General features: G+C 33.6%; 20 protein-coding genes. 1 reads left to right on the forward strand and 19 read right to left on the reverse strand.

Annotated features, from left to right (window positions below):
• Positions 1 to 15: 15 nt before the first annotated feature.
• The 12 genes from AAGD59_RS05230 to AAGD59_RS05285 form a co-directional block, all read right to left on the reverse strand.
• Entirely contained in the window at positions 16 to 1,242 is a 1,227-nt protein-coding gene (locus AAGD59_RS05230) for an MFS transporter (protein ID WP_265027764.1), read from the reverse strand.
• Between the two features lie 46 nt (positions 1,243 to 1,288).
• Positions 1,289 to 2,341 (reverse strand): threonine aldolase family protein, encoded by a 1,053-nt coding sequence (locus AAGD59_RS05235; RefSeq protein ID WP_265027765.1) that lies wholly within the window; start codon positions 2,339 to 2,341, stop codon positions 1,289 to 1,291.
• On the reverse strand, positions 2,338 to 3,387 hold the full coding sequence (locus AAGD59_RS05240) for a threonine aldolase family protein (RefSeq protein WP_265028056.1): 1,050 nt from the start codon (positions 3,385 to 3,387) through the stop codon (positions 2,338 to 2,340). Before AAGD59_RS05240 ends, AAGD59_RS05235 begins: the two co-directional genes overlap by 4 nt.
• A 1-nt stretch (position 3,388) precedes the next feature.
• The gene (locus tag AAGD59_RS05245) at positions 3,389 to 5,164 is read right to left on the reverse strand and encodes an ABC transporter ATP-binding protein (RefSeq protein WP_264687712.1); all 1,776 of its coding nucleotides are present in this window, start codon (positions 5,162 to 5,164) and stop codon (positions 3,389 to 3,391) included.
• On the reverse strand, positions 5,165 to 6,154 hold the full coding sequence (locus tag AAGD59_RS05250; protein WP_341812902.1) for a phytanoyl-CoA dioxygenase family protein: 990 nt from the start codon (positions 6,152 to 6,154) through the stop codon (positions 5,165 to 5,167).
• Between the two features lie 4 nt (positions 6,155 to 6,158).
• Positions 6,159 to 7,835, reverse strand: coding sequence for a WG repeat-containing protein (locus AAGD59_RS05255; protein ID WP_341812903.1), 1,677 nt, complete (start codon positions 7,833 to 7,835; stop codon positions 6,159 to 6,161).
• Positions 7,796 to 10,123, reverse strand: coding sequence for a glycosyltransferase (locus AAGD59_RS05260; RefSeq protein WP_341812904.1), 2,328 nt, complete (start codon positions 10,121 to 10,123; stop codon positions 7,796 to 7,798). The genes AAGD59_RS05255 and AAGD59_RS05260 overlap by 40 nt, the downstream gene beginning before the upstream one ends.
• Entirely contained in the window at positions 10,080 to 11,033 is a 954-nt protein-coding gene (locus AAGD59_RS05265) for an NAD-dependent epimerase/dehydratase family protein (RefSeq protein WP_265027855.1), read from the reverse strand. The genes AAGD59_RS05260 and AAGD59_RS05265 overlap by 44 nt, the downstream gene beginning before the upstream one ends.
• Before the next feature lie 124 nt (positions 11,034 to 11,157).
• On the reverse strand, positions 11,158 to 11,907 hold the full coding sequence (locus tag AAGD59_RS05270) for an NTP transferase domain-containing protein (protein WP_265027770.1): 750 nt from the start codon (positions 11,905 to 11,907) through the stop codon (positions 11,158 to 11,160).
• Positions 11,908 to 12,028: 121 nt separating this feature from the next.
• Positions 12,029 to 14,629, reverse strand: coding sequence for an ankyrin repeat domain-containing protein (locus AAGD59_RS05275; RefSeq protein WP_265027856.1), 2,601 nt, complete (start codon positions 14,627 to 14,629; stop codon positions 12,029 to 12,031).
• A gap of 874 nt (positions 14,630 to 15,503) precedes the next feature.
• Positions 15,504 to 16,424: a patatin-like phospholipase family protein gene (locus AAGD59_RS05280; RefSeq protein ID WP_265028064.1), complete on the reverse strand. Its 921-nt coding sequence runs from the start codon at positions 16,422 to 16,424 to the stop codon at positions 15,504 to 15,506.
• A gap of 4 nt (positions 16,425 to 16,428) precedes the next feature.
• Positions 16,429 to 16,647: a hypothetical protein gene (locus tag AAGD59_RS05285; protein WP_012673232.1), complete on the reverse strand. Its 219-nt coding sequence runs from the start codon at positions 16,645 to 16,647 to the stop codon at positions 16,429 to 16,431.
• A gap of 124 nt (positions 16,648 to 16,771) precedes the next feature.
• Here AAGD59_RS05285 and AAGD59_RS05290 point away from each other — a divergent pair, with 124 nt between their 5' ends.
• Positions 16,772 to 17,308: an ankyrin repeat domain-containing protein gene (locus AAGD59_RS05290; RefSeq protein WP_007549904.1), complete on the forward strand. Its 537-nt coding sequence runs from the start codon at positions 16,772 to 16,774 to the stop codon at positions 17,306 to 17,308.
• On the opposite strand, the gene AAGD59_RS05295 is transcribed toward AAGD59_RS05290, so the two are convergent.
• The 7 genes from AAGD59_RS05295 to AAGD59_RS05325 all read right to left on the reverse strand — a co-directional run bounded on the left by AAGD59_RS05295 (position 17,274) and on the right by AAGD59_RS05325 (position 23,075).
• A complete protein-coding gene (locus AAGD59_RS05295) occupies positions 17,274 to 18,254 on the reverse strand; it encodes a phage late control D family protein (protein WP_208571645.1) in 981 nt (326 codons plus the stop codon). The genes AAGD59_RS05290 and AAGD59_RS05295 overlap by 35 nt on opposite strands.
• Before the next feature lies 1 nt (position 18,255).
• The gene (locus AAGD59_RS05300; RefSeq protein WP_208571644.1) at positions 18,256 to 18,459 is read right to left on the reverse strand and encodes a tail protein X; all 204 of its coding nucleotides are present in this window, start codon (positions 18,457 to 18,459) and stop codon (positions 18,256 to 18,258) included.
• Positions 18,440 to 18,847 carry a phage tail protein gene (locus AAGD59_RS05305; RefSeq protein WP_208571643.1) on the reverse strand — a complete coding sequence of 136 codons (408 nt, stop codon included), beginning with the start codon at positions 18,845 to 18,847 and terminating at the stop codon, positions 18,440 to 18,442. The genes AAGD59_RS05300 and AAGD59_RS05305 overlap by 20 nt, the downstream gene beginning before the upstream one ends.
• 3 nt (positions 18,848 to 18,850) lie before the next feature.
• Positions 18,851 to 21,022, reverse strand: a complete 2,172-nt coding sequence (locus AAGD59_RS05310) for a phage tail tape measure protein (RefSeq protein ID WP_265027857.1) — start codon at positions 21,020 to 21,022, stop codon at positions 18,851 to 18,853.
• Between the two features lie 112 nt (positions 21,023 to 21,134).
• The gene (locus AAGD59_RS05315) at positions 21,135 to 21,386 is read right to left on the reverse strand and encodes a phage tail assembly protein (RefSeq protein WP_015588509.1); all 252 of its coding nucleotides are present in this window, start codon (positions 21,384 to 21,386) and stop codon (positions 21,135 to 21,137) included.
• Positions 21,387 to 21,402: 16 nt separating this feature from the next.
• The gene (locus tag AAGD59_RS05320; protein ID WP_065094343.1) at positions 21,403 to 21,903 is read right to left on the reverse strand and encodes a phage major tail tube protein; all 501 of its coding nucleotides are present in this window, start codon (positions 21,901 to 21,903) and stop codon (positions 21,403 to 21,405) included.
• 14 nt (positions 21,904 to 21,917) lie between these two features.
• Positions 21,918 to 23,075 carry a phage tail sheath subtilisin-like domain-containing protein gene (locus AAGD59_RS05325; RefSeq protein ID WP_208571641.1) on the reverse strand — a complete coding sequence of 386 codons (1,158 nt, stop codon included), beginning with the start codon at positions 23,073 to 23,075 and terminating at the stop codon, positions 21,918 to 21,920.
• Positions 23,076 to 23,085 lie beyond the last annotated feature (10 nt).

The raw sequence follows: 23,085 nt of genomic DNA on the forward strand, positions 1-23,085 counted from the left end.
GTTGAGAAATTTTTTTTACACCGCTTTACTTAGTTTTTTTAGATCTTTGCTTGATAGTATGGAAAAGCAAACGAGTGCAACAACAGAGCAAATGGAAAAAAATGAAAACATAATACTGTTACCACAGTGCTTAACAAGTACTCCTAAGAGCACGCATGAAAATATTGAACTTGCAATATACCCAAATAATCCTGTTAAGCTTACAATTGCACATACATTATTTTGTGGAGCAATTTCTACAGCTATAACACCTGTCAGTACTTGCACTCCAAATATAAAGAATCCTGATAAGATTGCACCAAGGTTTATAAGAATTATGTTTTGACCAAAGTTCATTGCAATAAAAGTGAGTGCTATACCCAACATATAAAGTGATGCCAGCAAGCTTCTATTTTGAAAGAAGTACATATCACTAATTCTTCCTGTTATTAAAGTTCCAAGGATTCCACCTAAATCATATACGCCTGTTATTAGTGAGGATTGTACAAGAGAAATTTGTAATTTATTCTTTAAAATTATAGGAAACCAAAAGAAGATTCCCATTTTTATAATATAAGCACAAAAAGTAGCACAACATAGAAACCATATGGAACTTGTTACCTTGATACCTATTTGAGATTTCTGCACCTTATAATAGGTAATAAAGTTGGCACTTTCTTTGTAATATGCCTTTAATATTATATAAATTCCAAAAAGTAAGCATAAGAAACCAGAGTACAAAAATGCACTTTTTGCATCATATATTTTAATTATACTTGGTAATACAATTAAAGTAATACAAGAACCAAGTTGCTGAGATGCGCTCATAACTCCCCATGATGATGCAATTGAAGAGATGCTAGAGTTTGTAACCATAAACTTGGTAATAGCTGGCCAACCTAACCCTTGTGTCCAAGCTAATAATATTAATGTTAACAGTAATAAAGTTAGATTATTATATGATAAAGTTATACCAATGGTTAATAATCCAGTTGCAATATTGCATAGCCCAAACATAAATAATGGATTATTTTTGGAGTCCATGATTATTCCATTAACAAATTTTGATACTCCATAAAAAAAAGAAAAGCAGGCAAAAAAATAGCTTAATTTTACATGGTCAGTATCTATTAACAGTGGTAGAGCAATTGGTATACTTTGTCTTGATAAATAAAGCAGCATATATCCACAGAAGAATAGTAAATATTGAAAGAAGACAAAGTTCACACCTATTCCCAAATAGCTCCATGCAGATGCTAGCATAATACTATATTGGTATAATATTGTTTGACAAGAAGTTTGCAAACAATTAGTGCAGAAAATTACTTAGTATCTTTCTTATAGCAGATACAGTAGTATTAATATCTTCATAGCTTATATCTCTATGTGTTATAGCTCTGATTTTACCTTTGATGTTAGCCATTCTAATTCCATAATTTGTCATTAGTACGTTTATTAATTCTTGAGTAGATATACAATTAGTACGTAATGAAAAATACGCTATATTAGTTTTATACAGGTCGATATCAATTATAACTTGATCTATGGAGTCTAGGCCTTCTATAAGGTGCTGCATTTTTTTATGATCTTCTTCTAAAGAATTTACATTATTACGTAGAGCATATAAACATGCAGCTGAAATAATGCCAGCTTGGTGCATACCTCCGCCAATTTGAAACTTATAGTACCAAGCTTTTTCAATAAAATCTTCACTTCCAAGCAATATTGCGCCCATTGGAGCACCTAATCCTTTACTAAAATCAATGAATACCGAATCAAAATAACTTGCATACTCCTTTGGAGATATTTTAGTATAAGCACAAGCGTTGAACAGTCTTGCTCCATCTAAATGAGTGAATACGTCATTCTCTTTGCAGAGACTTGAGATCTCTTGAATATATTCTAAAGGCCACACAGCTCCACCACCAAAATTTGTCGTTTGTTCGATAGAAACAAGCCCAACTCTCGGAATATTTCTTAAACTAGGACGAGTAATAAACTCAACAATTTGTTCTCCAGTAAATATTCCTCTCGTACCTTTGATGGGCAAAGGAGTGGCATGTGCCTGGGCTGCGATCAAGCCAGATTGTACTATGAGCGGATGTGAAGTTTCATCAAGCAGCAAGTAATCACCAGGTCTTTGAATGTGTACTTTATAAGCAATTACATTGGACATCGTTCCTGAAATCAAAAAGATTCCTGCAGGTTTACCTAATATTTTACATGCGGTTGCCACTAATTCGTTCACAGTTGGATCTTCACATGCAGCTTCGTTTCCAACTTTTGCTTTAGCCATCGCTTCCCTCATTTTAGCTGAAGGGTCAGTGTTTGAATCGCTAAAGAAATCTATTTTTATTCTCATATTAAATTTAACACAACCTCCTTTATAATTTCAGCAGCTTTCATGATATCTGTTTCCTTTATGCCAAGGTGAGTAACTGCTCTTATATGAGACTCGAGCCAAGGAAAAAGCAATAAACCATAAGCTTGGCACTTACTCAAGAAAACCTCATTAGTTACATTTAGTGCTTTTATACTAAAGCTTACTATATTAGTTTCTGGATAAGGTAGTACCAGTTTTATGTGTGGAATTTCCTTAATCTTGTCTGCAAACAGTTTGGCGAGTTTATTGTCTTCTTTAAGCCTAGAAATATTGTTCTGTAGTACATACTTTGCTGCATTAGCACAATACCCTATCTGATGATAACCACTACCTAGCCAAACCTGTAGCTTTTTAGCCCTTTCAATTATCTCTCTTTTACCCATAAGCATTGAACCAAAAGGAGCTCCAAGTCCTTTGGTAAAAGAAAAGCTCATTGTATCCACATATTTAGCATAATCTGCTAAAGCAATATTTGTTTCGACATGAGCATTAAATATTCTTGCACCGTCTAAATGAAGATTTACATTGTGAGCTTTTAAAAAGTGATATAACTCGACTTGTTTTTCAAAAGGATAAATTTTACCATTAAACCCGTTTATACTATTTTCTATAGAAACAAGACTCACCTGAGCAAAAATTTTGTACCTTGGCTTAGAATTAATAGCATATTCTACTTCAGCAACATCTAAGATTCCGCTATTATTTCTAATACAATTAAATACGATATTATTTACTTTTGCATTGCCTGCGCTATCGAAAAAATTAACGTGATAATTATAATGAGTTATTAGTTCATCACCAGGACTTGTTTGACTGGCAATGGCTAATCTATTTGCAAGCATACCGCTGGTTGCAAATAATGCTTCTTCTACTTTGAATAATTGTTTGCAATATTCTGATAAGTCATTACAGCTTTTGTCTTCACTATAAGCAAAATCTCCAACAGTTGCATTACTTATTGCATGTATAACGTTGGAGCTCTGCAGAGTTGTAGTGTCACTTCTCAGATCAATAATTTTTTCCATCTTATTTTTTGCCATTCAAACAACCAATTTGAGCATTCCAAAGTTCCTTGTAAAGACCTTGCTTAGAAACTAGTTCAGCATGTTTACCATCTTGGACAATTTTTCCTTTGTTAAATACTAGAATTCGGTCCATGTGTAAAAGTGTAGAAATACGGTGTGCTATAGTAATCGTAGTTTTATTTTGCATCAGTTTAAATAAACTCATTTGAATTGTTTTTTCTGTTATAGAATCTAACTGACTAGTTGGTTCATCAAGAAATAATATTGGAGCGTTTTTTAAAAATGCCCTTGCTATTATTATTCTTTGTCTTTCTCCTCCAGATAGTTTGATGCCTTTTTCTCCGACTGTAGTTCCATATTGATCTGGTAGAGTCATAATGAAATCGTGAATACCAGCCAGCTTTGCAGCTCTCATTATTTCTTCGATAGTAGATTGAAGTCTACCATATATGATGTTTGCTAAAATAGTATCATGAAATAACAATGGGTCTTGAGGTATTACAGATATTTGTTGCCTCAAAGAACTCTGTGTAACTTCTGATACTATTTGATTATCAATCTCTATATTACCTTTTTTAACATCAAATAGCCTTAGGATTAAGTTTATAAAAGTAGATTTACCACCTCCAGAATAACCAACTAGACCTACCTTTTCGCAAGGATTAATGGTAACTGAGAAATCTTGAAATAATGGCTCCTGACCTTCATAAGAAAAAGAAACATTGTTAAACGTTATTCTTCCACTTAATAAATTTAATTCTTTAGCATTTTCCTTATCTTGAATTTCTGGTACGGTATTCAAGATTGGCAATGCATCTGAAACTTTGCCGAAATGAGTAGAAAATTGGGTAAGATTTCTAGTTAGATGGTTAAGAAACTCTATAATCGATATATTAATTCCAAGTACAAGGGCAATATCTCCTATTGCGATCTTGTTCAATTGATAATCATGAATTAAAAAATACAAGTTTACTGCTTGGAGTATATCAAATGAATAGCCATATATAAACCAAAGCCAAAAGTATGCCCATTGTAATTTTCTCTCTGCAATAGTTCTTTTCTTGCATATTTGAAAAAATTTGTGTCTCTCATGTGCTTGCTGAGAAAATAACCTTACTGATATAACATTTAAAATACTATCTGCTATACTAGCTATTACTTTTGAATTTTGTTTAGAGTAATTATCAGCTAGTTCAGTAAGTACACGAAAGCTGAAAATCGAGACTAAAATAAAAATGCTTACCCAAGTGAATGTAGCGATTGCAAACTTTATGTTTACTAATGATAAGGTATAAATAGCTAAGACTAATGCTATACTGTAACCGAAAAAACAATCTATAAGCAATCTTATTAACTCTATCACACTATCCATTAAGCTACTGACCTTATGTACTAAGCTTCCAGATAAATTGTTCTGATAATAGGAATGGTCTTGTTGGAGTAGCCTACAAAAAGATATATCAGCTATTTTTTGACGCATTAAGGTAAACATTCGAATGTCAACAAAATAGCCATAGAATCTAAAAGCAGTAGTGATAAGTAATGCCATGCCAAGATAAGCGCTTACAGGTAATAAAAGATTTTCAATTACATTACCTTCCTGATATTTTACAGCTGTATCTAGAATATTTTTTACTAAATACTTTCTAAAAGACAAATCAACAGCTACCACCAGAGCAACTAAAGACATTATAAGTACATTAAGCTTGAATTTAGATACTATATTCAAGATGAACATCAATACACATTTGAAGCTATCAACTCTACTTCTGTTCATTTACAATGCTAGCTCCACTACTTTGACTTTTTTATTGAGAAATACAAGTAGTGAAAACCATAAATTTTTGTATATTTTTCCTGAGATGTCTCCAGCATCATGTAGTGCTGATGCTCGATTCAGAATAAGTAGCTTATATAAATCTCGCTTAGCCTCAGTAGTGTCGATCTCAGAAATATTTGTAGTTGTGTCTGTAATAAAGGCTAACCAGCTCTTGATAAGTTCTTCCATGTTTTTTGCTTTTACACTTTCCTGGTAGCCAAACAATGACAAGCATTCTCTCAGTACAGATTCTGTTAACTCACCACAATTGAGTATACCAAAAACTGAAGGCTGAGGTTTTGGCACATAGGGAAGATCTTGATCTTTTATAATCCACCTTGTTACATAAGCAAATCTATCTTTAGCATCTGTATTCTTATCACTACCATGCCATAACCGTGAATCAAAAACTATTGCATCTCCTGCTGAAATAGGTAATGACTTAATTTTGTAATTTTCCCGATTATTTGAGTACTGATCAAAAAAATATGGGTACCAAAAATCAACTAAAGGCTGTATTTCCCATTTATGACTGTTTTCTATAATTTGCAGTGCACCTGAAGTTTCACTTACATTATTCAAAGCTAACCAAACAGAAAAGTGGTAAGGATCATTGAAACTATAGGAGATGTCTTGATGGAAGGGAACTGCATCTATTAAATCAGCAGTTTTACATATAACATTTGATTTTTTCTGCAGTATCTGACACTGAAGTGACTTTTCAAGGTAATTTTTAATAATTTTATCTAATGCTTGAGAGATAATTCTAGTTACTCGAGATGACGTGCCCCATCTACCGGTACAGTTTAAGTAGTCAGAAGTTGAAACACTTAGTTCTTGGGATAGCTCTGATATCTTATTTGTTATATCACTTAAAGACTGAGTTATTAGCTTTAAAGGAACCAGATTTTTGATAATAAAAAAACCATTTTTTTGTAGTATTTCCATATGATTAACACCTGACATCAATGACTGATAAGTAATCTGTTAAAGGTACAACAGAAGAAATTTTGAATCCTTTTACTTGTTTGAGTATTTTTTCCCAATCGTTTAATGTTCTTAGTTTACCTCCTGTTTCAACCATGACATTAATATCTACAGAGCCTCCAGTTGGAGAGCGGTAATCTAAAATAGTTTCTATCAATAAAATACGAGATATTCCTTTGACCAATTTTAAATAAGACAATACTTTATCATCATCATAGTGCTGTAGAAAGCGGCAAAAGACACCTAATTCATAATTTGTAACTGATAGTTCTTCCTGAGTTATAAGTTTGACTTTTAAATTTTCTACTAACTGTCTTGGTACTTTATGTTCGTTATATAGGCCTATAGAACCTTTATTGTGTATATCAGAATAAGCAAGAAATAAAGAGTGTACACCAAATAGCAATATATTCTTAGCACCATCTATATTAATCCTAGAATTAAACTCTTTAGTATCAAACCTAGAATATCCTAGCAATGCTTGGTAAAATGCTATTTTCTTATCTTCTAATGCTTCTCTTTCCTTAAAAGATTCAAATGAAGAGATTGACTTCTGTTTTAGTATATCGGCAATATTTAACCAATTCTTTTCAGCGGCAACTCTTGCCCACATCGTTGCTGCTTTTGGCAAAAATGGTATTCCCTTAAAACACTTACCTTTTGATGATAGTTGCCATAAATCCTTGTCCTTATCGTAATCAATAAACCCTATTTCCCACAACGCCCTTAACAGCCTTTCTAGATTTGGTACGATAATGTTTAACTTTTTAGATAAAACCGGCATAGTTGCAGGTAAAATATTTAACAAATCAAGTTCAATAGCAACGTTTGTTAGGTACGTTTTCCAAAAGGCTGAAAGTTCTGCAGAAATCCTATGCACTTGAGATTCTTTACCTAAATCAAAAATATTAAACTTTACATTTCCGGTAATATCGATTTGTCCTAACACACCTTCAAAAGTTTCAACTTTTGCCATCCCATTATAGAATGCTTCTACCATTTTAAATCTCTGCTGGTAAACAGGATCACCATTAATATCTATATGAAACCAACCATGTTGATCTTCTGCAATAGAATACCCTTTATGAAAAACATTAAGTTTTTTATACCATTTATTATGTACTAACTTTCCATGATGATTAATATGTGTAGCTTTGCCATCCTTATAGACTACAGCGATACCATCCTTAAAATCTCCAACATAATCATATTCCTCTTGATAAATCCTGTTGCCATTTAAATTAATATGAAAACATTTATCATGTCTTCTAACTACACAAGCATCTTCCTGATAATTTCCAATCCATTGATACGACTGTTTGTATACTCTACATCCAGATGAATCAATATGGTAACACCCTGTATCATCTTCTACGGCCGCTCTATTAAAGTAGAATCCAAAAGTTTTTAGAAATCTATGATGATAAACTGCTTCTCCTCTCACATTGATATGATAAGCGCCTGTCTGATCATAAACCGGTGCAAGACCGGGCTCATGAAATTTACCAACCTTTATAAACCTATTTTCATACAAAGGATTTCCTAGCAACTCGTGAAACCTCTCACACGGTGAAATTTTAATAGATCTAAGATTATCTTTGATTAATTGATCAAAGGTTTTCTCATGTTGCATGTTTTGCATAATTTGTAATTTAAATAATTCTTTTGTAAGCTTAGGTACTCACTACTCTGCCATATTTCCTCGAGTTTAACCTCATTAACATTACCAAAATTTCCTAATGTCTTACGGAGTTCATCTGGGGCACAGCAAGGACTAAACTTTCCTTCATTGTTTATCCATGCTTCTTTACCTAAAAATGGGCATTGACCACCTGGAGCCAAATCCTTAATACCTTCTTGAGAAAGAATTGTAAAATTTTCTAATTTTATCTTTTTACCATTTGGTAATAGCATATTATCTCTAAGCTCATATAACCTTCTCACCTCTGTATTCCATCTACTAATTGCTAACTCATCTCTTCTCATAGATAGATCCTTAATTTCCTCAAAATGTGCCCAAAGATGATGTCCTTTAACTCTATCTATGCCGTTTTTTATGGCCATCTTAACTATGTCATAGAGTTCATGTAAATTACTTTCCAAAAATGTTAATTGTAAAGTAACGGTACACCTTTCACCTGTATCGCTAAAGTATTTATCTCTAACTTCAAGGAAAGTTTTTAAATTTTCTGTCACTACTTCCCATTTTGAACCTTTCATGATTCTTTCATGAGTTTCTTTAGTTGCCCCATTCCAGGAAATCTTAACATCAGATAAAATTGGTACCAATAGTTCAGCCCATTTTCTAGCTCCTTTAATAGGAAAAGAACCATTGGTTGTGAGGTTAAGCTTAAGGCTGAACTCATGGCACAAATTGATTATTTCATCAAAGCTTTTATACATTAAAGGCTCACCCATAGTAGAAGGAATGATTTCCCTTAAAGGTGTGCCAGCTGCTTCCTTAATTACTTTTCTGATAGTTTCTATCGACAGTATCTTAGGTTTTATTCCTTTAGATTTCTTTTCTTCTTTAACTTTGCTGTATGGTGAAAAACATTCGCACATTATACAAGCAAAATTACAGTAATCTGGATTAGTATCAAAAGTAATTCTCCAAGGACCGGGTTTAACAGCTACTGATTTGCCTTTCTTTTCAATAGCATTACGGTAAATCTTGTTAAGTTTTTCAGTATGCTCACTTATAGAAGGTATATTTCCATTTTCAGTATAAGGATAGCCTTTTTGGGTAAGTTTATTGTATAACTCCTGATTTGTAGATAGGACTTGCATTTTTTCTGACAAACTACTTGCATCTCTGTGCTTAAATAATAGTCCATCTCTTACATATTCTGCCATGCCACCATAATCGGCTGTTATAACTGGTATTCTAAGTTGCTGTGCTTCATGTATTACTAACGGTGAATTTTCACCCCAAATTGAAGGAACGACTATTGCATCGACTTTATTAAATACGTCAGTAACTATATTCTTATTATCATAACTTCCCATCCATTCTATTCTTTCTTTAACAACAGGTGAAAACTGATCGGCAATCGCTTTTAAAGCTTTAGTTTCTTCTCTTGCTGCTCCCCAAATTCTAAGTTTTGCTTTAGATGATAAGTGAGAAAAAGCTTTCAATAATAGATTAACACCTTTTTCGGGAGTATGAGTACCAATATAACCGAAAATAAACTCTTTTTCTTGTACTCTATTTCTATTCTTAAGACGATTAAGATCAAAACCATAATCAAGATAAGAAATTTTGCTTATTGGAACATTAAAATCCTGAGTAAATTTATCCATCAAGAATTTCGATGGGGAAATAAAGTAATCTATATAGTCTATTATTTTCCTTGTGTGCTTCATTCTAGTTGCAACCCATTGTTCCCAATAATTTATGTCTAAATTCAGGAATTCTTTATCTCCTGTAAAATATCCCTTGTAACATTGAGTTGCACATTTTTGATCCTTTTGTCCATCACAAAGCCGTAACAAATCTTCAGAATTGCGTTGAATAAACCTTCCTCTTGGACACATTAACCAAAAGTCATGTAGCGTAAAAATTGTAGGTATATTTTCTTTAAAAGCAATTTCTGGTAAAGTAATTGATAGATGATTAAGATGACCAAAATGTATAAGATCCGGTTGAAAGTTATCTATTACTATTTTAAATTGTATATCTACTTCTTCATTGATAAATTTGTAACGATATTTAGCTGTGGGTATATTAATTAAATGCAGTAGGATTCTGGAATCACTACGATCTAGTACTGTAGTGTAATAAAAATCAGGTAAAAAGCTATTTTCATACCTAGTAAATACTTGTACCTCATTGTTATTTGCTAGTTCATGAGCAAGAGTTTGGCTATAAACCTCTGAACCAGCACTATAATAAGGAGGGTAACCATGAATAACTTTTAATATTTTCATATATTACCATATCTATATTGTTAGGATATTCTTGTGTATTGTTTTGTAGACTTTTTATAAATTTACTTAATCCTACTTCTAATGAATGTTTTGGAGACCAACCAAGTAGCTCTTTAGCTCTAGTAAAATCACCATGGAACTTAGTTACATCAAAATTTCTTGGAGGATAAAAATCAATTCTAGAATCACTTTTCGTGACTTTTAATATTGTTTTTGCTAAGTTTTCTAAAGTACATGGGCTATTAGTAGTAAGATGAATAGCAGGAAGAGAAGATTTTTCACTTTGTAAATATTTAACAGTTAAGCATATACCCTCTATAACATCATCCAAGTAGGTAAAATCAAAAACACATTCTTTACCTTCTATTTTAATTGGATCACCTCTTAATGCATTAATACAGAGTGCAGGAATTACTCTACTGTTATGATCTAGTAAACCACCGTATACATTTGAAAAGCGTAATATTGCTACATTAAAATCTTTTGAACTTGTTATTTGTTCCTCAATAAATGCTTTACCTTTTGCATAATTATTTATTGGATCGATACTAGCAGATTCTGTAACTGGCAGTTCCTTCTGCTCTCCATAGACTTCCCTACTACTTGCATATATAAACCATGGTTTATTTGGAAGTGACTTACATAACCCTAAAAACCGCATTGTACCATCAACATTAATTTTTTGACACAGTTGAGGATAAAGTTCACCATGTATAACTCGAGAAATTGCAGCCAGATGAATAATTCCTGTACACTTAGCAAGTAGTGGTACTACATCTTCTAAAAAAAAACTGAGTGGATTATCGCGAAACCTAATATCGCAGCTTATTACTTCATGGCCTTGGTTTTCTAACTTTTTCACCAAGGTTGACCCTATCAAACCTGCAGCACCTGTTATTAATATCCCCATGTATACCCTCTACTACAACTAGGAAAATTTGTCATACCAATTATCTTACAAGTAAGAATTAAAGGGTATTATAAAACCAGTATAAAACAAATGTCAACTTAAATTAATGAATAAAAAAATGTAGTTATGAAAGAAAAGTTGGCTGCCTTCTTTCTTGAAAATAGTGTTCGGCTTTAATCAAATCCTCCTTATTATTTACTCCCATTGCTTCTCTTTCATCAGAAACTACATAACCTACACTCAAGTTATTGGTTGCTGCAATGGGCACTATATCATTAAGACAATATTCATTGGTCGAATTATTAAATTTTATTTCTTTTACTAAGGTAAAGAGATCTTTAGCATATGAAACCATTATTCCAGAGTTTGCAAGAAGCATTTTATCTCCATTTTTTAGGATTTTTTGAACATTGCCGTAATTATCAATTACTAATCTTCCATATTGTTCATCTTGACTATTGAATCCAAGAAGAACTAAATTATTATACTTTAAACAATCAGTCATTTTCATAACTGTATCACTAGATATAAAGGGAGTGTCTCCATACTGTATTAAAACTATGTCTTGATCAGATAACTCCTCCAGATTTTCTAGAGCAATTTTAACTGCAGTGCCAGTGCCTGTAATATCTTCTTGCATTATTAGTTTTATATTGTATTGATCGATTATACTTTTTAGGCTATCAAAGTTTTCTAAATCTTTTAGAAGGGAGTTGTTAACAACAATTGATAAGCTTTTTAGACTCAGCAATTTTGCATTAGAAATTATATGTTCTAAAAGAGTAAGATTTCCCACTTGGTGCAACGCTTTTGAATATTCAGAATTCATTCTACTGCTCTTTCCTGCTGCTAATATTATCAAAATGTTACTCATACATAACTCAGGAATTGATTAGGTAGTAAGTTAATTCATAATTAGTAAGATGTAAATCCCACTGTAATTTTTGTATATTTTCTAGATCTTGGCACCCTCATTAGAGTTTCATTTAAGAGAGCTATAACTTTAAACTCTTTACTCTATTTTCTACGCTGACATCTTGTAAACTCTGATCTGGACTTTTTAATATTTCTAATAATCTACTTGCAAGGTTTGAGTGTTTATTGATTACTGCAACCTGGACTAATGACTTGTCTTGATCATTACGAGCATTTGTTACAGCTACGCGCTCATCAGGTTTTATTGCTTTCAGCTTACTGATAATTTCAACATTACCATTTTTTGCATTCTCAAACAGCTCTTCTACTAATTTCAATAGGTTAGTAATATTTTGGTCTCGAGAAAGATCAAGTGGTGCTTTACCTTCTTTATTCTTGATGTTATAAATTGCACCATGTTTCAACAAAGACTTTACAGCTTCAAAAAAGCTATTTTCAGTAGCAACATGCAACGATGCAGTGCCTTTAACTATTGTTTTAGCATTAATAAAATCACTCAATTTATTGTGGCTTACACGTTGTAACAAAGCTTCAATAATTTCTTTATGACCTTTGGAAGCAGCAGTGTGTAATGGTGTATTACCTTTGTTAGTAACTTTAGTAGCATCAGCTCCATTTGCTAGCAAGATATTTACAACTTTTATGTGCCCATTATTAACAGCATAATGTAATGGCGTTCTTCCATCCACGTTTTTCGAATCAATGATTGCTCCATCTCTAATGGAACTCTCAATTCCTAAATAATTATTATCTTCTATAGCCTTAAATAACTTCTCAACCAATTTTAGTAATTTTATTACTTCTGGGTTTCCTCTTCTTTCCGCAAAGTGTAATGGTAAAACATATCTACCTCCTTCAGCTCTAGCATTAAAGTATGCTCCGCTCATAAGTAGAGACCTAACTATATCTAAATTACCAATTTGTGCCCCTAAGTGTAAAGGCGTAGCATTTTTATCCATTTTTGCATTAACATCCGCTCCATTTATAATAAGAGTTTTAACTACCTTAGGATGACCATATTGAGCTGCAAGATGTAGGGCTGTGCCTTTATTTTGATTTTCTTTTACATTTACATCAGCAACATGTTTCAATAGAACGGTTGCTATCTGATCATAACCTTTTTCTGCTGCAAAATGTAAAGGAGTCCAATTTGTGTGATCTAAAGCATTAATATCTGCTTCCTTTTCTAAGAGCAATTCAACCACCTCTAAATGATCATGGTCTACTGCAAAGTGTAGAGGTGTAGTACTTTTAACTGTTTTAGCATTAATGTCTGCTCCTTTATCAAGCAAAGATTTAGCAACTTCTAAATTACCATCATATGCTGCACAATGTAGAGGAGTCCAACTTCTGTTATCTAGAGCATTAATATCTGCTCCATTTTCAATCAAGAAATTCATTATTTCCAAGTGATTATGTTCTGCTGCCAAATGTAGAGCTCTTCTACCATCATCCATCTTTGCATTTATATTTGCTCCTTTTGCAATTAAGCTCTCTACTATTTTTAAAGAAAAACCATTATATGCTGCATTATGTAAAGGAGTCCAATTCTGATCATCCACGGTGTTAATGTTTGCTCCATTTTTAATTAAAAAATCACTCACCTCGAAATGACTTTGCTGAATTGCTAGATGCAAAGGTGTAAAACCTTCGTTTTTTTTAGCATTAACATTGGCTTTTTTCTCTATTAGTAGCTTCACTACTTCTAAGTGACCATTCTGAGATCCTATATGTAAAGCTGTGGAATTATCGTGGTCCTTAGCATTAACATCAATTCCCCTTACGAGAAGAAGAGACTTAACTACTCCAAAGTGATTACGTTCTGCTGCTAAATGTAGAGGTGTAAGATTCTCATAATCCTTAGCATTAACATTAGATTTTGCTTTTAGTAAAATGTCTACTAACTCTAAAAAGCCATTTTGAGACGCTAAATGTAGAGGTGTAATCTTATCATCTGTTTTTGCATTAACGTTTGCTCCCGCTTCAAGCAGAACTTTAACTATATCTAACCTACCAGTTTGTGTTCCCAGATGTAAGGGTGTAATGTTTGCATCAACTTTATGATTACCTATGCCTGAAGATCCAGCGTTAATATTAGACCCTTGTGAAATAAGAGCTTTAACTACTTCGAGGTTGCCATTTTGTACTGCAGAATGCAAAGGTCTTGCTCGATCATTATTTACAGCATTAACATCTAATCCCTTTTCAATAAAAACATTTACTATATCTAGATGACCATTCTCTGCTGCTAGGTGTAAAGGTGTATTAAGTTTATCTGTTTTAGTACTAAGATCTGCTCCATTTGCAATCAAGGTGTTGACTATATCTAAATATCCTTGCTGGGATGCAAAACTTAAAGGTGTAAAGCCTAGAATGGTCTTATGGTTTACATCTGCTCCATGAGCAATAAGAAAGTTAACCATCTCTAAGCGATTTTTTGCAATTGCAAAATACAGTGGCGTAAAGCCATCGTATTTAATCTCTGAGTTAATATCTAAACCCTCTCCTAATAAAGTGTTGACTAAATCCAACTGACCATTTCCTGCTGCTAAATGTAGTGGTGTAAGACTAAGATGTTTCTGAGTTTCATAATTTTCATTTAAAAACTCTACAAAAAATTGTAGCTGATCCAGATTATTAGATATTCTATTAGTAAACATAAAGGCCTCGCATGAAGAATTTATGTAAAATATAGTATCTACAAGTTTTTAAGCAAGATAAATCTTCTTCTTAAAAAAGATACTGTAATCCAATCTGTGTGCTTATAACTTTTTTATTTGATCATGAGTGATCAGCTGTCTCAGCTGCAATAGAGACACCTTCCTTAAGTAGTTACATCAATTTTCTCTGTTTTTTGCCCTTTTTTTTCGCTGATGATGATGTCTTCATTCTTCTCAGTAGCCAATATTTTTTTTAAAGTATAATCGTTACGTGCACCAAAGCATTAATAATTATACACAATTGTGAAGAAATATTCAATCTTTTTATTGTTTTGAATGTGTTGATGAAAAAAACGTCTGTCAGAGATCATCTGAGAATTGCATTTTAGGCTTTAGATGTAGAAGGGGTCTTATCGTCTTTTTATAAATACTCTAAAAATAGGCTTAAATCGCCAAGAGATGAATATCATGAATTTAGTAGCGTAAAAACATCAAAGATACCTCATATCATAAAGTTTAATGTCAACATTTGGTAGCAACATTCCCGATTTACAAAGCAGAGTCAATAAAGGTTGCAAATAATCTACGTATGTTGGACGTTTCTGTTGATGCTATTTCTAAAATAACAGATTTATCTATTGAGGAACTTGAAAATCACGCTTCCAAAACTTAACCTGAATTAAAAGCAACATTAGTTTACTGATTTCTACACAATATATTAAAATATCAACAAAGATGATTACATAATTAATTATCTGCATTGCTGGATGAAATTCTTGTGCTTCTGTATTCAATATATAATATTAAAAAAATATTTTAGTAAATTTATTAAAGTAGATACTAGAAACTCGCTTATTTCGTTTTTCTAGCTCAGTTATAGTTTTGGATTTTGCTTGCAGAATTTGTCTATCACTTTCTGGTTATCCTCTATCATTTTACTTGCCTCTTGCTGAAGAAATTTGATATTTTTGAGTGTAATATTGTCCATCTCAGTCGATGCTACTTTCAATTGCGATTGTATTCTTATGTATTTATCATCTATTACTTGTTCTAGTTGATAATCAACGCAATCCAATCCAGAAGCAAACATCACATTCAGTAGTGGCTTGATCCACCCTATTTTGCCAAATCTCCTTGAGTTAGCATACTTTATACTTCTATTTGTTCCACCAGTACCTATTGATAGTAGTATAATCTCATCATTTGGAAATAACCTCTTAGCACTTGCATATGCACAAGCCGCTGGATTATTGGCAAACACTCCGCCATCTATCAACACTCTCTCTGTTTGGCTAATTTTCAGACGTTTTGGTGTGAAGTACGTTGGAGCAGCTGTTGTAGCTCTGAGTGCATCTTTCAACTTAATGTTTTTTTCTTTCCAACTTTTGAAGAAAAATTCACAACTATTGTGAATGTCATAACTGGTGAGCAGTAGATTACTCGCAATATCGGCCATAGTACTTTCACCAAAGTATTTGTTGAGAATAAATTCCATATTTCTATACGAGTACTGAGAACCACTCAGCCAAGAAGCAATTGATTTTCTCCAAAATGATGATTGAAAGATATAAGCTCCATACTCTTGGTAAAGTCCAACTAAATCATTGGCAGAGTATTGAGGTTTATTGCTTTTACAAAGTCCAGCAACAATAATCCCACCGGTTGAGGTGCCTGCCATTAAATCAAAAATCTGGGAAATTGGCTTTTTTGTCCTAGATTCAATTTCTGCTAGAATAATGGCAGGAATTATTCCTCTGATTCCACCTCCATCAACAGATAAAATATACTTTGCCACTTTTTTATTTTTGTCTCTGCTCAAGTTCATTAACTTCCTCAGCAAGGTTTTTGACCCTTTCTTCAAGGCGATAGATGATTTCTGTAGTCCTTTGATTTTGCTCTATAAATTTATCATGCATATGCACTCTTAAGTCGAGCTTAGCTAGCCACCAGATCAATGCTATTGTTTGTATCACCATAGTAGCAATTACTGCTACAGGGATCTTTCCTGTGTTTGTCATCTTTTTTAAAGGAAAAGTTGTATATATACATATACAAGATTCATCAAAAATACGTCCAAAAAATCTTTTCTAAAATAAAGTTAATTAGTTGCACTAAACAAGCGATGTAAATAATATAATCAACATGAAATCTAGCCTTTTTTGGAAATTGTTAACAAGTTCAATAATACCGATAATATGTGTTATTGTTCTGTATCAGCACTTTAGTACAGACCAATTATCAAAAGATGTGCCAATAAAAAGTAAGGCAAGTGGCAATGATCTGGAAACATTATCTACTGCAGCTGAAAAATGTAATTTAGATACTGTAAGATCCTTAATAAAAAATGTAGTAGATATCAATGCTACTCATCATTTTGGTGCAACATCATTACACTATGCTACAAGCGGAGGCTGTTTAGAAGTCGTAAAATTTCTAATTGAAGAAGGCATTGATGTAAATACTACTGATGCTTTTAGCTGGACAGCTCTGCACTATGCTGCACGAAAAGGACATCTGGAAATTGCTAAATTTCTACTGAAAAATGGAGCAAATCCTTCTGCTAAAAACAAAGATAAAAAAACTCCTTTAGATCTTGCTGTAGAGGAATTAAACAATAATAAAGAAGATATCTATGAGGAAATTATCAATTTACTTTCCAACTATCAATTATTCCCGTAACAATAGTACGATAGCCAAGGTTATCAATTACATGCTCAGCCCTATTTATTATCCATTTACCATAAACTCCTTTGCGAAATCCAGAAAGATTAATCTTTGCTTCAGCAAATAATTCAGGATTTCCTGGCATTGTGACATTGAGTGTTGCTGCATTACTCATCAGCTGATTCAACTTCGCAGATGCTGCACTTTGTGCCAAATCACTACTTGCATAAATATCTCGCAAAATATAGCTTGGTTCTTGATCACCTACTTTTTCCGTTATTGTCTCTGCTTTTTCATAATCATACCAGTAAGCAATAACCGAGCCATATTGATTACGCTCATTAAATTTTACTTTCCAATTTGTAATATCTCTAGGTGTTAAAGTAATAGTGCTTAAAGTTTTTCCGGTAACTGATTTTGCTTTTCCTTTTGAAACAAACAGTAAATATCCTCCTGCAGGTTTTGCTATTGCTCCATAAATTTGAGCAAGCCTGGTTAAAAAATGCATATCGCTCTCTGCAGTTTGATCAATATGTGATATCATGATATTTACAAACTCTGCAGCAACTTTAGCTTGATAGCCATGTTTGTCTGCAATCTTTTTTACCAAATCATTTAAGGTGATTTGATGCCACTCATTAAACACTTGTTCCTTTAATGACTCTTTTAGATCCGCTGCATGACTTTTAATCTTTAGTGATTGTGGCGGGCCTTGTAGCGTAATTTCATTTACTATATAATCTCCCATTGGCACAATGCCAGTTTCCTTATACCCGAGTAAAATATTTAGCTTTGCCCCAGTTCTAGGAATCTCAAATAATGAATCACGGTCATCAAGATGAATTACAGCAGTATCACTTATTACTCCTGCTTCATCAGTAATATGCATTGATACCAATCGACTTTTCACCAATTCAGTGATGGAAATGCCCTCTACTGAAATACTAAAGTCTGGTGTCATTTTAATCCCATAGTTTTACTACTTGCTTTTGTGTCTCTTTTTGAATAACAGGAAGTTTAATGATTAATCCTGCAGGAAGACTTTTATACTCTGCAAGTCCAGGATTAGCTCTTAACACAATCTCAACTGCTTCTGAGCTGAATCCATAGTAGTTCCAGCAGATTAAATCTAACATATCATTTTCCTTAGTTTTGTAGTACATCATTGTCAGCTGCAGTAAAGTCAGTAGTGTTATTTTGTGATGATAAATTGCTATAATGTTTTAAACTTAAATGAAACTCAATCTTTCTTGGTTCACCATTTGGAAAAAAATATTTCTGCGTTTCTTCTATTTTCACAATAACAAAATGGCCTAAAATGTTACCTTGGCCATCAATAAGTAAAAGAGGTTTCGATGAATTTCGCATATTATTTATTTGCTTCAGCCCTCCTGAATAGATTACTCCTGCAAGCTCAACAATGTCCTCTCCAGGACCAATACTTTGAAGCAATGGCTTTTCCCCAATACGCTCAAGTGCAGGCCAGCGATATTCACTTCTGCGTGTAAAGCCTTGCTCAATTAATGAAAATCTATATGGACCAAGAGATAACATAATTTAATTTATATCGTAAAGTGCGCCACTAAATTGCTCTCTAATTCGCTCCATTACTTCATCAGCAATGCTACGTGTATCTTGCCCAGGGGTTGAATGAATATTAATACTGAAGTGATTATTTTGAGTTTTATTCTCTACAGCTTTACTGTGTGCCGCAATGGGGTACTTAAGAGAATCACTTATAACGTTATTTACAGACTTAACTTCTAGTTTAGACTCATTTCTTTTATTCCACAGATTACTGATTGTTCTAAAGGGCTGAGTAATATTATTCCAAAATTTTCCTACCCAATCAGAAAAAGATTTCCATACAATTTTCACTGATTCCCAGATAGTAACAAAAAAGTTCTTTACCACTTGCCATTTGGTAATTATCAAAGTTGCAGCAACAGCAAGACCGCCAATAACGAGTCCCATAGGATTACTCATTAAAGCAATTGTCAATGCTTTAAATCCAACAATAATTGCTGGAAAAACTGCAGAAAGACCTATTTTTACTAAAGTAATAACAGATCCAAACATTTTCCAAGTAGACAAAAAAGCGAATAAGGAACCTTTTACAAAAGTCCAAGCATAGCCAAGAGATATAGCTGCTATTTTAATGCTAATCAACGCTGTAGTAGTACTCATGATTACTGTAGTCAATACTGGATATTCCTTGGCATAAAGTGCTACTTGTGTAGTTGCTGACCTCAGAAGATTAACAGTAAAATTTAAAGGTGGTAATAATACAGAACCAAGATTCATTCCTACTTCTGCTATTGAATTCTTAAGTAGCTGAAGATTATTTGCTGTAGTATTTGCTCTATTTTCAAACTCTCTTTGCATTGAGCCCTTATATTCCCCGTTTATTAATCGTAAAGATTTTTTGTACTCGTCAAGACTACCAATGAGTAGTGCTATATCGTCTTGATATTCAAGACCAAAGAGATCAAAAAGAACGCTAGAACGTTCTTGCTTACCTAGTTTTGCAATTGTTTCTAAAAACTTAACTAACGTGCCTTGTGCATTCTTGCCAATTGCTTTTTCAAATTCCTTAGCATTTATTTTTAGCTGCTGAAAAGCTTTTTGAAAATTGCCACCTTGCTTACTTGCTGTTTGCAACTTACTGAGCATCGCATTAATTGCTGTACCTGCTTTTTCGGGGGTCTTACCAAGACTAATGAAGCTACTTGCTAAAGCTCCCGCTTCTACTGCAGTTAAGCCAAATTGCCTTGCTGTACCACCGATTCTGTTTAATGCAGGAACAATGTCTTTAGCTTTTGCTGCAGTGTTATCAGAGATATGGTTTATTGCATCACCAATGCCTTTCATTTCACCAATTTCAATTTGATAAATATTAGAAAGTTTAGCAATAGCGTCTCCTGCTTCTTCTGCTGACATATCAAATGCAGTTGCCATTTTGGCCACAGTGTCTGTAAAAGTCGTAAGATCTTTAGCTTTAATACCAAGTTGACCACCACTTGCAGTGATTTGCGCAAGTTCTGCCGCAGATAGCGGAATTGTACGCGACATTTCCTTTAATGTTTCCCCAAGTTTTGTTAAGCCATTTACATCTGTATCTTCAAACTTTACAACTTTCTTTACATCAGCCATGGCACTCTCAAAACTAATTGCAGCCTTAAGTGGTGCAGCAAGTGTGAGGCCAAGTGCTACAGCATCCATCATTTGAGCTCTAAAATTTGCTCTTTGCGCTAAAACTCCTTTACGTTTTTGCATTACGGAATTTAAAGCCGTATAGTTATTTTTAAGCTTTTCAATAGAAGAGCCAAGTTTAGCTTGGTCTCCAATAAGAGATTTTATATCTCTACCACTTTTACTGAACTCCGTGCGTAAATGGTGGAGAGCACTTCTTTTTTGTAAATAAGCTGTTTTAGCTTTCAGTGCTGCAGTTTTAGACCTTGTAAACTCGTTTTGCAGGCTCTTACTTGGTGCTCCTGTATTTTTTATCTGCTGAGCAAGAGATTTTGTTTTTATTTCTAGTTCATTCCAAGAACGCCTAGCAAGCAGAGCATCGTGGCTTAATTGTTTAAACTTGAATACTGATTTACTTGATGATTCAAGTTGTTTTATCGTACTACCAATACGAGAAAGTTGCTTCGTGCTACCTGCTATCGTACTATTAAAACTGCTTTGCAGTGTTGCTCCAATTACTATAGAAATTGCCTTCATTTGTATAATTTTCCGCTACTTTCAAACCAAGTAATAAATTCTTCAATATCCATATCAAGCCACTGATTGATTCCACCACCAACCATTGAGCTAAGTGATAATATGCTCAACCTCAATTCTTCTGCTGAGACAAAAAACCTTGTAACGTTTCTTGAATCTTATTGTAGTCTGCTAAATCAAATTCTTCTACTGCTTCTCTTGAAATACTTGCAAGATTTGCAATCAGTGCTACTTCTTTCTCTGCATCGCTATTACCCATACGTTCAACAGCTAAACGATCTCGAACTTTTGGACGGCGTAGAGTTAGCTCTGAAACTAAAATTCCATCGATTTTTATTGGTTCAGTTAATTTAATTTTTTGCATTGTTTTACCCTTTTAGTTAAATTCCTAAAGCTGTGCGCATAGAAGTCATTTGATCAACACCATCGATCTTGCGAATCATATTCTCAGCGTCAATTTCAATCAATTCTCTGCCATCAATGGTAAGCTTATAATAGTTGGCAGCAATTATACATTTTAGTGTTGCTTTTTCAGCAGCCTTCCAGTTACCAAAATCAAGTTCCTTAAAGAGCCCTCTTAAGTTAATTACTACTGATTCGGCATCACTACTTCCCTGCAAACCTCCTCTTAAAGTAAGAGAAACAGCATTATTGTTTATCAATCCGAAAAGTCTAAAGAGCTCAGAGTCATATTCAGAAAAAGTGAAATCTGCTTCAAGCTTTTCCATGCCCATATCAATATTTATTGGAATATCCATACCACCAGCTCTGTATTCTTCTGTTTTTATGGTAAGTTTTGGCAAGGTTACTTCATCTATTTTTCCTGCATAGCCACGACCATCAACAAATACGTTAAAATTCTTTAGGATCTTTGGTAACATCTCTCTTTCTCCTTTTACAATATTGCGCCACTCACAAGGTGTGACCTGAAAGTAATCTGTTCAGCTGGATATGGTGGCGTGAACTCAAAATCAAAAGACACTTTTCCGCTTGCAATATTTGTTGGTGTATTGAGCTCTGGAGTTGCATAACATTTTCCGCTAATAATCGCCCCTTGCGCTTTTAAATTTGCAAGATAAGAATTTACCCCCTCAATCACATCATCTATATAAGTTTTGGTAATATTGCGATCAACTGCCCATAAATGAGCTCGAAGTAGACTATCGTTGATTAAATCTGCAGTCCTTCTCACTGACAAAAAAGCCCATTTTGAGTCATTTGAACATGTTCTATTTCCCCAAAGCCTATAGCCATTTTGATGAATTATCGTTGTTACTTCATTTTCATTCAAGTGGTTTGCTCTACAATTTATATTACCGAGCGTAAAATCAATAGGCCTGCTTGTTCCAACAATACCATTTATCTCTTTATTTGAAGGTGAGTGCCAGAAGCCTTGCTCGCTATCTATCTTAGCTATTAAACCAGCTACAAATGAACTTGGAGGGAGAATTTCTTCTTTTCCTTCAATAAAAACCTTAACCCACGGATCAACAACATAAACTCTTGAGCTGCCTACACTTTTTCTCCATTTTATTGCTTCTTCATCATTGGTATTTGGTCCATCTGCTACTATTATTGCTCTTAGCTTTTCTGCTATAGGAATTAAAGCGCTAACCACTGGATTTCCAGCATCTCCAGATAATTGATGAGTAAACTGAGGTGCAATTAGTATTCTTGGCGCAACATGAACTATGCTTTCACTGCTTAAGAACGCTTGAATTCCCTGATATTCTCCAGTTTCTTCGTTAACTCCACCAATGACATTGCTGAGCGTCTCTTCTACTTTCTCCTCAACTCGAATAACTACTACTGTTGCACCAATTTGGGAAAAAATTGCATTAATAGCTGAAGGCAAAGTCCCAGATTGACCAAGTTTTGCTGCTTCTTTTAAGCTTCCTGCTATTAATATTGGTTTATTTAGTGGAAACTTTTGCCCGTCAGCATCAGGTGCAGTACCAATTACTCCAATTACCGATGATTTAGCTGTTCGTACTGTCCTCGCTCCTGAGGTAACCTCGATAACATTTACTCCATGTAGAAACTGTTCTGTCATTTCTTTTTCC

Origin of the sequence: Wolbachia endosymbiont (group A) of Cephus spinipes, assembly GCF_964026895.1 — a bacterium.
GTDB classification, from domain to species: Bacteria; Pseudomonadota; Alphaproteobacteria; order Rickettsiales; family Anaplasmataceae; genus Wolbachia; species Wolbachia pipientis.